The organism is Pseudooceanicola lipolyticus (genome assembly GCF_002786325.1).
In the GTDB taxonomy this organism is placed as follows: Bacteria; Pseudomonadota; Alphaproteobacteria; order Rhodobacterales; family Rhodobacteraceae; genus Pseudooceanicola_C; species Pseudooceanicola_C lipolyticus.
Window position 1 is genome coordinate 1 of record NZ_PGTB01000146.1, and the last position, 9505, is coordinate 9505.

Annotated in this window: 9 protein-coding genes; 4 read left to right on the plus strand and 5 right to left on the minus strand. The window is 65.4% G+C overall.

Annotated features, from left to right (window positions below):
- Positions 1-325 (minus strand): hypothetical protein (locus CVM52_RS20765; RefSeq protein WP_133119914.1); only part of this gene is annotated, 325 nt, incomplete at its 3' end.
- 141 nt (positions 326-466) lie between these two features.
- Entirely contained in the window at positions 467-1396 is a 930-nt protein-coding gene (locus tag CVM52_RS20770) for a LysR family transcriptional regulator (RefSeq protein WP_172721056.1), read from the minus strand.
- Between the two features lie 114 nt (positions 1397-1510).
- Here CVM52_RS20770 and CVM52_RS20775 point away from each other — a divergent pair, with 114 nt between their 5' ends.
- The 3 genes from CVM52_RS20775 to CVM52_RS20785 all read left to right on the plus strand — a co-directional run bounded on the left by CVM52_RS20775 (position 1511) and on the right by CVM52_RS20785 (position 4710).
- Complete coding sequence (locus CVM52_RS20775; RefSeq protein ID WP_100164319.1) at positions 1511-2671, plus strand: acyl-CoA dehydrogenase family protein; 1161 nt, start codon at positions 1511-1513, stop codon at positions 2669-2671.
- Positions 2672-2755: 84 nt separating this feature from the next.
- Entirely contained in the window at positions 2756-3868 is a 1113-nt protein-coding gene (locus tag CVM52_RS20780; RefSeq protein ID WP_100164320.1) for a CaiB/BaiF CoA transferase family protein, read from the plus strand.
- A 2-nt stretch (positions 3869-3870) separates the two neighbouring features.
- Positions 3871-4710: an HTD2 family dehydratase gene (locus tag CVM52_RS20785; RefSeq protein WP_100164321.1), complete on the plus strand. Its 840-nt coding sequence runs from the start codon at positions 3871-3873 to the stop codon at positions 4708-4710.
- A 5-nt stretch (positions 4711-4715) separates the two neighbouring features.
- On the opposite strand, the gene CVM52_RS20790 is transcribed toward CVM52_RS20785, so the two are convergent.
- The 3 genes from CVM52_RS20790 to CVM52_RS20800 all read right to left on the minus strand — a co-directional run bounded on the left by CVM52_RS20790 (position 4716) and on the right by CVM52_RS20800 (position 8672).
- Complete coding sequence (locus CVM52_RS20790; protein WP_100164322.1) at positions 4716-6002, minus strand: nitric oxide synthase oxygenase; 1287 nt, start codon at positions 6000-6002, stop codon at positions 4716-4718.
- Complete coding sequence (locus CVM52_RS20795; protein ID WP_100164323.1) at positions 6003-7583, minus strand: B12-binding domain-containing radical SAM protein; 1581 nt, start codon at positions 7581-7583, stop codon at positions 6003-6005.
- Positions 7584-7706: 123 nt separating this feature from the next.
- On the minus strand, positions 7707-8672 hold the full coding sequence (locus CVM52_RS20800; protein ID WP_172721057.1) for a right-handed parallel beta-helix repeat-containing protein: 966 nt from the start codon (positions 8670-8672) through the stop codon (positions 7707-7709).
- A gap of 621 nt (positions 8673-9293) precedes the next feature.
- Here CVM52_RS20800 and CVM52_RS20805 point away from each other — a divergent pair.
- Positions 9294-9476: a DUF2256 domain-containing protein gene (locus CVM52_RS20805; protein WP_306372773.1), complete on the plus strand. Its 183-nt coding sequence runs from the start codon at positions 9294-9296 to the stop codon at positions 9474-9476.
- Positions 9477-9505 lie beyond the last annotated feature (29 nt).

The window sequence follows — 9505 nt, forward strand, 5'->3', positions numbered from 1 at the left end:
TCTGGGCGCGGCGGGCAGCGGCGGTGTTGGTCAAGCGGTGGGTGCCTGCGCCCGGCGCCTTGCGGTTGACGGAGGCGCGCGAGAGGTTTCGGACGGCCCGGGCCACCTTCAGCCGGGGTGGCGCGCCGCGTGACAGCCTCAGCGCCTGCCTCTGGGGTTTTGCCTTGAACGCCGCGCCGCCGCGCTGTGCATAGCGCAGGGCATGGGCGGGTTTCTCTGGTTTCACCGTCTCTGAAACGTCGGGGGGAAGGCGCGCCGCAGCGGGTCCGCCCCACAGCAGCAGGGCGGCTAAGACGATCATGAGGGCCCGGAAGAGCCACTGCATGCTGCGTCCCCCCAATGGCTCGGATGGCCGCGAGTATATCCGAAATTGCCCGCTTCGGATACCCGGCAGGGCGGTGAGGGTTCCGGCCGCCTACTGCTGCGGACGGCTGCCGCGGGTCAGCCGCGCAGCGGCGGCGCGCAGTCAGCGCCGCGCAACCGGCCTTGCGCCGGCCCAGGCGCCGGTTTGCAGCAAGCTGTCGATGACCTCTTCGGTCAGTGCCAGTACCGCCTCTCGGGCGCGGGTGACCGGCCGCCCGGAGGGATAGACCAGATAGGCGCTGCGCCAGAAGCCCGGTGCGGCGATGCGGCTGATTTCGACGGCGCCGGCGCGCGCCTCGGCCAGAACCGCGTGCCGGGGCAGGATCGAGGCGCCATAGCCCGCGGTGACCAGGCGTTTGATATTGGTGTAGGAGTCGATCTCCTGCGCGATGCGCGGCACGATGCCCAGCGGCGCCAACGCGCCGTCGATCAGCCCGCGCAGGCCGTGCGGGCGGCTGGGCAGGACCAGCGGCACATCGCGCAGCCCGGCCAGGCTCATTTCAGCAAGGCAAGCGGTGCCGGGCGGCCAGAGCACCACCAGTTCTTCCTGCAGCAGATGGTCCGAGGCGATGTTGGCTGCGCCGGAGCTTTCGTAAAGCACCGCCAGATCAACCCGCCCCTCGGCCAGCCAATCGGCGATGAAACCGCTCATCGCCTCGGCGACGTTCAGCCGGATCCGGGGATAGGCTTTGCGCGCCGCCTCGATCAGCGGCAGGGCCAGGATGGTGCTGATCGTCGACGGCAGGCCGATGCAGACCACCCCCATCGGGTCGGATTCCAGCGTGCGGATATCGTCCTGGGTGCGGGCGAGATCGTCGAGGATCGCCCGTGCCCGCTGCATCAGCAGGTGCCCCGCCTCGGTGGGCGTGACGCCGGACTTGCTGCGCAGCAGCAGCTGGGTGCCCAACTCGGCCTCCATGTTCTTGACATGCAGCGACAAGGCCGGCTGCGCCACGTTCAGCTGCGCGGCGGCGCGGGTGATCGAGCCAAGCTCGGCGATGGCGAGGAAATAGCGCAGGTGCCGGATATCCATGGCGCGGGTCCAATGCATAACGTGATCATATGACGAACATCTAAATCATATATTTGTGCAATGCATAGCCTCGGGTTACCGCTGGACCCGGGCCAGGCGGCAGGGGGGTGTGCCATGAGTTTTCTTTCCGACGCGTATCAGGATATCCGCGACGGCGTGCGGGCGCTGTGCGCGCAATTCCCGGCCGAATACCACCGCAAGGTGGACGCGGAGAAAGCCTATCCCGAAGCGTTCGTCGATGCGCTGACCCGCGAGGGCTGGATGTCGGCGCTGATCCCGGAGGAATATGGCGGGTCCGGCCTGGGACTGGCCGAAGCCTCGGTGATCATGGAAGAGATCAACCGCGCCGGGGGCAATTCCGGCGCCTGCCACGGCCAGATGTACAACCTGACCACGCTGGTCCGGCACGGCTCGGACGCGCAGCGCCAGCGCATCCTGCCGAAACTGGCCAGTGGCGCATTGCGGCTGCAATCCATGGGTGTGACCGAACCGACCACCGGCACCGACACCACCCAGCTGAAAACCACCGCGGTGAAGCGGGGCGACCGCTATGTGGTGAACGGGCAGAAAGTGTGGATTTCCCGGGTGCAGCATTCCGACCTGATGATCCTGCTGGCCCGCACCACGCCGCTGTCGGAGGTGCAAAAGAAATCTGACGGCATGTCGATCTTCCTGGTCGACATCAAGGAGGCGATGCAGACCGGCATGGAGGTGAAGCCGATCGCCAACATGGTCAATCACGAGACCAACGAGCTGTTTTTCGACAACCTGGAGATCCCCGAGGAAAACCTGATCGGCGAGGAGGGCAGGGGGTTCAAATACATCCTGACCGGGCTCAACGCCGAGCGCACGCTGATCGCGGCGGAATGTATCGGCGACGGCTATTGGTTCACCGACAAGGCCGCCGCCTATGCCGGCGAACGGCGGGTGTTCGGCCGGCCCATCGGCCAGAACCAGGGCGTGCAATTCCCGATTGCCGAGGCGTTTATCGAGGTCGAGGCCGCCAACCTGATGCGCTGGAAGGCCTGCGCGCTGTATGATGCGGGCCAACCTTGCGGGGCCGAGGCGAACATGGCCAAGTACCTGGCGGCGAAAGCGTCCTGGGAGGCGGCGAATGCCTGCATCCAGACCCATGGCGGCTTTGGCTTTGCCAATGAATACGATGTCGAGCGCAAGTTCCGCGAAACCCGGCTGTACCAGGTGGCGCCGATCTCGACCAACCTGATCCTGTCCTATGTGGCCGAGCATGTGCTGGGCCTGCCGAGGTCGTTCTGAAGGGGCCAAGCCCCGCCGCGCATCGCCGCACCGCGGCCCGGCGTGGCGCGGCTTGCAGCTAAATTGCACGAGGCACGTGTTGTCATGACCGAAATATCGCAATCTCTCCCGCTGGCCGGCCTCACCGTCATCGCCATCGAACAGGCGGTGGCCGCGCCCTTCGCCTCGTCGCGGCTGGCCGATGCCGGGGCGCGGGTGGTCAAGGTGGAGCGGCCCGAGGGCGATTTTGCCCGCGGCTACGACGATGTGGCGCAGGGGCAGTCGAGCTATTTCGTCTGGCTGAATCGCGGCAAGAAGAGCGTGACGCTGGACCTTGCAGCTGAGACGGGCATCGCGGCGCTGGAGGCGCTTGTTGCGGAGGCCGATGTGCTGATCCAGAACCTCAAACCCGGCGCGCTGGCGCGTTTGGGTTTTGCGCCCGAGCGGCTGCGGCAGCAATATCCGCGCCTGATCACCTGTTCGATCTCGGGGTTCGGCGCGGAGGGCCCGATGGCCGACCGCAAGGCCTATGACCTGCTGATCCAGGCCGAAAGCGGGTTGTGTTCGATCACCGGCGGCCCGTCCGAGCCGGCCCGCGTCGGCATTTCGCTGGTCGATATCGCCACCGGGGCGACCGCCCATTCCGCTATTCTCGAGGCGCTGATCCGGCGCGGGGTCACCGGGCAGGGGGCCGAAATCTCGGTCTCGATGTTCGATGTGCTGGCCGACTGGCTGACCGTGCCGCTGTTGAACCACGAGGGCGGCAAGTCGCCCAGGCGCATCGGCCTGGCCCATCCCTCGATTGCACCTTACGGCGTGTTCCAGCCGCGGTCGGGGCCGCCGATCCTGATCTCGGTCCAGTCCGACCGGGAATGGATCAAGCTGTGCACCGAGTTTATTGGCGATGCGACGCTGGGCACCGATCCGCGGTTTGCCACCAATGTCGACCGCGTGGCCAACCGTGCCGAGACCGATGCCGTGGTCGGCGCCGCCTTTGCCCGTTTTGACTCGGCCGCGGCGGTGGCGCGGCTGTCGCAGGCCAATATCGCGCTGGCCTCGGTCAATGACATGGCCGGGCTGGCCGCACATCCGCATCTGCGCCGCATCACCGTCGACAGTCCCAATGGCCCGGTCCACTTCCCGGCGCCCGGGGCGCGTTTCGTGGGGGAGTCGCGCAGCTATGGCGCGGTGCCGGCCTTGAAGCCGCTGGAGGTCTGAACATGGATGTCGATATCGCCCATCTGCAAGGCTGGATCGGCCGCGAACAAACCGAAAGCGAGGTGCTGACCCCGACCCTGGTGCGCCAGTTCAACGCCACCTTCGACCGCAGGTCCGGCACCGCCCCCGGCGAGGTCGCGCCGCTGCTGATCCATCTTTGCCTGACGCAGCCGATCGCGCCGATGTCCGGCCTGGGCCGCGACGGGCACCCGGCGCTGGGAGGCTTCCTGCCGCCGGTGCCGCTGCCGCGTCGGATGTGGGCGGGTGGCGCGTTTGCCTTCCGGGGCTCGCTTCGGATCGGCGACGAGGTCACCCGCCAGTCGACCATCACCGATGTGCAGCTGAAACAGGGCCGGTCCGGGACGTTGTGTTTTGTCACGGTGAGCCACGAGATCAGCGCCAATGGCCACCCCGTTCTGAGCGAGCGGCAGGACATCGTCTATCGCGACATTCCCGCCGGCGGGCAGGCCAGGGCCGCGCCGCCGGCCGCCCCGGTGGGCCAGCACAGCCGCAGCCTGACCCCGCACCCGACCCTGTTGTTCCGCTACTCCGCGCTGACCTTCAACGGCCACCGCATCCATTATGACAAGCCGTTCTGCATCGAGACCGAGGGCTATCCCGGCCTGGTGGTGCACGGGCCGATGCAGGCGACGATGCTGTGCCAATACGCTGCCGACCTGAAGGGCGCGCCGCCGGCGCGCTTTCGCTTCCGGTCGCTGTCGCCGCTGTTCGACGATGCCGATTTCAGCCTGAATGCCTCCCCCGAGGGCGGCGGCCTGAAGCTGTGGACAGCCCGGCCCGGCGGCCCGGTGGCGATGGAGGCCGAGGCGGACTGGGACTAGCGCCGCTACCAGGCCATGCGTTTCCACAGTTTCCAGCGCCGGCGGATGCGGTCGTAATTGCCTGCCAGGCGCGAGCGGTAGGCATCGCCGTAAAACGGCATCAGGCGCCAGCCCTCGGCATTGCGCGAGGTGTAATAGTTGGGCACCGGGTGAAAATTGGTCATCCGCAGGTGGAACACGTCGGTGGCGGCGGAAGATTGCGGCGGAACGATCCAGCGCCAGTCGGCGGCGACCCTGCGGCCCTTGGCCTGTTCGCGGTGGTGGAACTCCATGAACTGCCGGCTGGCCGCGTGATGGTCCAGGATGGTGACCTGCGCCTTGCGATAGGAATGCAGGATGGCGCGGTTCAGTTCCGTCAGGGCGGTGTCCTTCCAGAACGGGTCGGCCTTGTCATCGGGCGTCAGCCCGATCGACCGGGCCACCTGCGGCAGCAGGTCATAGCGTTTCTTGTCGGCAAAGTTGCGCGAGGCGATTTCGGTCGCCATGTAGAACCCGCTGAACGGCGCGCAGGGATAGTCGATGCCGCCGATGGTCAGGATCATGTTGCTGACGCAGGGCACCGCGTACCAGCGCAGGCCCAGGCTGGCGAGTTCGGCAACGTCGGGATGTTCGATTGCGATCTCGCGGATCGCGTCGCGCGGCAGCACATGAATGCTGCGCTGGTCCTGCGCGTCGCGGATGGCAAAGGGCAGCATGTCAAACCGCCCGGTTTCGGCCGGCGCCTGCCATCCCAGCGCCAGGGCGATCCGCGTCGCCTCGACATTCTGCCGGTCGCCGCGCACCTCGGCCCCGGTCAGCCCATAGCCGGCATATTGGGTGATCTGCGGGCTTTCGATATAGGCCGGCAGGCGGTCGCCCTCGACCGGGGCAAAGACCGAGATCACCGCCGACACCCGGCCGTCGCCATGGGCGTCGCGCATGTGGTCGGCCATGCGGTGGGCGATCTGGTCCGGTTCGGTCAGATGCCGGCAATCGACCACTTCCAGGCTTTCCCAGAACAGGCGCCCAATGCAGCGCCCGTGATTGCGCCAGGCGATGCGCGCGCCAAAGGCAAGCTCTTCGGGGGTGTGGCGATAGAACCGGGCGGCGGCCAGTTCCCGACGGATCTCGGCCCAGCGTTTCTGGTGATAGCTGGCCGAGGCGCCGGTTTCGCGGCAGAACTGGTCCAGAAACGCCCGCGCCTCTTCCCGCCGCTCGCCGGCCGAGATCAGCCGCAGGCGGCGCCGGAGTGGATTGCCGGCATCGGCATAGCGGTCGCCCGAGCCCAGCAGCCGTCGGATGTCATAGCGCATTTACATCAGGCCGTCGAACTGCCGGGCCGAGGGCCGCAGCGGATTCCGGTTGATGGCGTAGATGGTGGCCAACGCCCGGGCCTTGGCCCGGCGATAGGCCCGGTCGCGCCCCTCCGGGTTGAAATAGTCCACCCGCGCGCGGCGGGCATCCCGGCGCTGGGTCTCCAGCCGCCCGGCCATTTCGTTCTTTTCGGCCAGGGCGCGGGCGATCGGGGTGCCTTCGGGCACCTTGAAATCGATAAAGCGGACCCGGTCCAGATAGCGCGCATGCGCGGCCAGGAAATCCGCAGTCTGCCGCATGTCTTCGGCGGTTTCCCCCGGAAAGCCGCGAAACATCGAGCAGCGCACGCTGAGCCCGGCCTCGTAGGCGTGGCGGATGAATTCCGAGTTGCGTTCGACGCTGCAGCCCTTTTGCATCAGGTCCAGCAACCGCTGGCTGCCGCTTTCCAGCCCGAAATTGATCCGCCGCATGCCGCCGCGGGCGGCGGCGTTCAGATCGGCCCGGGACAGCCCGTTGTCCTTGCGCAGGTCGACATGCACGGTTCCGACCCATTCCGCCCCCTGCACATAGCTTTGGATCGACTCCGAGATGCCGCGGAACATCGCCGGGTAGGAATTGAGCTTGAGATCCAGGAACAGGAAATTGGTGGATTCGTGGCGGCGGGCCAGTTCCTGCATCTCCAGCAGCACGGTGTCGACCGATTTGGTCCGGAAGGTGCGGCCGCTGGCCGAGATCACGTCGCTGCAGAACAGGCACTTGTCCCATTGGCAGCCGCGCCCGGTCATCATCGGGATGATCCGCACCGGGTAGCGGTCCCAGGGGAAGTCGGTGAAATCCGGAAGCGGGCTGTCGTCGAGCCTGCGGAAGGGCGGGGCGACGGTGCTGCTCTGGCCGTCGGGCAGCACGACGCCGGGAAATTGCAGCAGGTCCGCGCCGGTGCAGACCGCGCTGACCAGATCGCCCACCGAGAGATCGACCTCGGCGCCGACCACCGCGGTGATGCCGTCGATCTTGCGCCACAGATCGGCGGTTTCCGGAAGGTTGAACATCGGGCCGCCCAGCAGCACCGGAATGTTCCGCGCCTTGGCCAGCCGGGCGATTTCCCCCACCGAATTGTAATGTTGCAGATAGGCCGACAGCAGAATGATGTCATAGCCGCTGTCCAGCGCGCGCCGGGTTTCGGCAATCACCTTGGGATGCGGGCGTTCCATCCGCCAGGTATAGGCGCGAAAGGCGCTTTCGCGCAGGAACCGCAGGGTGGGCGAGGTGCTGACATGCAGCCGGCGTTTCAGGTCGTCCAACTTGGTTTCCGCGCGCTCGCGTTCGGTTGCGGGCACGTCATGGGCCAGCGGGCTCATCAGGCGGACCTGGTGGCCGGCATTGCGCAGCGAGGCAACCAGGGTGCCGATCGCCAGGGTCGGAAAGGTGGCGAAGTTGTTCAGATCGACAATCAGCACCCGCTTGCCGCCGGTCGCGCCCGCAGTGCCGATGCGGCCATAGGTTTCCGCCGGTCGTGCCGGGCGTTTCACCTTTTGCCTGTGGCGCTGCTCGCGGTTGATGTCACGCAGATTGACGTTCATTTTCGGTAACCCAAAATTCGATAAATTCCGGAGAGCGCAAAAACGCGCGGACCAGTCCTGAAAAATGTCCTGAATGCACCTGAACCTCCCACTTCAGTTGCCGCGGCGACAATGGCCGACTGCTTATTGCTGCAAAAGCGCTTTGAGATAGGTCTCGGCACCGAAACCCGACCCGAGGCTGATCGGCGATCCCTGCACCGGCACGTAATCCTGCCAGGTGCGGCCGCTTCCTGAAAACAGCCGCGCCAGCGGTGCGTTGCGGCCATAGACATAATTGCCGCCGATCTGCGATTTGCGGGTCTCGTCGAACAGCACCTTCATGATATTGCCGCGCACGACGGTCCCGGAATTGTCGAACCTTGCCTTCTTGGCCAGCCGGATCACCGCGCCGCCATCGCCGCGGCCGGGGATCAGGGTGTTGTTGCGGACGATGACGTTCTGCTGCCCGCCGTTGATATAGATCGAATTGGCCGAGCTGACCGAGATCAGGTTGAGTTCGATCAGGATATCGCGATAGCCGCCCGGGCCGGGATCGGACAGGAAAATGCCCTGCGGGGTGGTGGTTTTGGCGCCGGTCGCCGGATCGTCATAGATCAGGTTGGCGCGGATGGTGATGTTGCGCGGCGTCTTGCCGTCGACGCCGAACATCTGGATCGCATCGGCATGGTTATAGCCCTTGCCCTCCTTGCGACGGTCCTCGGGGTGCATATCGGTGAACCGGTTCTGTTCGATCACCCCGTCAAAACTGTCGCCGGTGACGCGCATCAGGTCTTCCTGGGCGTCGTGGATATGGTTGCCGCGCACCAGGAAATCGCTGACGCTGTTCATCAGCAGCGCGTGCAGCTTGCCGTCGATGTCATTGCCCTCCAGGCGCAGGCCCGAGGCGTTTTTGAAATAGGCCAGTTCGTTGACCCGCGCGTTGACCAGGGCGACGTCTGTGCTGCCGCCGACGGCGGCAAAGGTTTCGGTCTGGATGCCATCCACAACCAGCCCGCCGCCGCCATGTACGGTGACTTTGTGAAAACGTGCTTTAAACGGTGTTTCCGATTTCAGGGTAATGGCCGGCGAAAATGTTTTCTTGATCTCCAATTTTCCGTAATTGCCATCAGAAAGAATTATTGTTTCGCCGCCGGATACAATTGAAAGTAAATTTTGTAATTCCGCGGCACTTTTGGCGGTGCGCGGCTCGCTTGCCAAAGAGGGATTTGCAAGGGTGGCGGCGACCAGAACAAAGGCCGAGATGACGGCAGGAAGTGCAAAGCGAAGCTGAACGGGCAACTCTTTATTCCTTATGTATATCAGTTAGTTAAAAAATGCATTGTCCCGGATCTCCGCGCCGGGGTTTGAGGTTGTAAGGAGTCTTGCCGACCGAGCCTATGCCGAGACTCTGTGGACGCAAAGAAATATTTTCGGCTTCAATCTATTTGTCGGCCTATTTTCAGAAATTCACGAAATATACCGGGGGTATTTCAACCGGGAATTTCCCCCGCGCCTGCCGGAATCTACTTATGAGATATTGGCGGGCCGGGGTATTTCCCAATTCGGATGATTCGCTGACGGCAAATGTGGCTTGGCCGCGCGTGCAGCCGCAGATCCGGACCGCGCTCTGCAGGATCTGCGCGCTGCAGCGGGCAACCGCAGCATGGCGAAAACTGATCCGGGTCGGCCGGCCGCGCGTAAAAACCAACGATGCAGCCGGAGGAAAGCGTGTTGAGCACAGCGGGAGATATCGCGGCCAGGGGCAAGGCGCGACGCAAGGGCGACCTGCCCGAGAAGACCTGCGCCACCTGCGGGCGGCCCTTTGCCTGGCGGCGCAAATGGGCCACCGTCTGGGACGAGGTGCGCCATTGCTCGGACCGGTGCCGCCGGTCGCGGAACGGGGTGGCGCGATGACCGGGCGCGCGCTGGTCCTGGGCGCCTCG